This is a genomic window from Synechococcus sp. R55.7 (assembly GCF_047461955.1).
Taxonomy (GTDB): domain Bacteria; phylum Cyanobacteriota; class Cyanobacteriia; order Thermostichales; family Thermostichaceae; genus Thermostichus.
On the sequence record NZ_JANSIC010000507.1, the window covers coordinates 1 to 575 of the forward strand.

Here is a 575-nt window from a genome sequence, read left to right on the forward strand (position 1 = left end):
CCACCCGCATCCCAGAAGTGCCCAGATCGATCCCAAGAAACACAGGGGGCATAGGAATACTCACCTGAGAATGCTTTGTTTATATACGGGGTGGCCAAGTGGCCTCAAAAAGGGGCCCAAACTGGCTCAAAAGATGGGATCAAAATCTCAAAACTCCTGGCTGCTCCGAGCCAGTGCTTCTTGGATATCCAGATCCAGCCCTCTCACCGATTCCAGCACCGAGCGGGTGATCAGCTTGCCCTCCTGCACCAAAACCGCGCCGGTTACAGGGTGCAAAAGTGGCTGCTCCGCTCGCCGACCGATCAACGCCTCGATATCCTGAAAAGCATGGATGTACATCCCGGCAGGCAATTCCACCACCACCCCTTCCCCCAGCACCCGCGCTTGGCAGGCCAAGCGAGAGTTAGGCTTGCAGGTGGTGATCACCTCCAGGGTGCGCTGCTCCCGCTTGCTCATCGGGGATAAAGACTCCATCCCCTCCTTAACGTACACATGACAGGTGGCGCAGAGGCCGCGCCCACCGCACTCTTTCAACACATTCAGCTCTTCTTGCAGCAGCACCGAGAGCAAATTGC

At 57.2% G+C, this 575-nt stretch carries 1 protein-coding gene; it reads right to left on the minus strand.

Annotated features, from left to right (window positions below; all coding sequences use genetic code 11):
* Nucleotides 1-147: 147 nt before the first annotated feature.
* Nucleotides 148-575 (minus strand): 2Fe-2S iron-sulfur cluster-binding protein (locus tag NW820_RS13400; protein ID WP_414407775.1); only part of this gene is annotated, 428 nt, incomplete at its 5' end.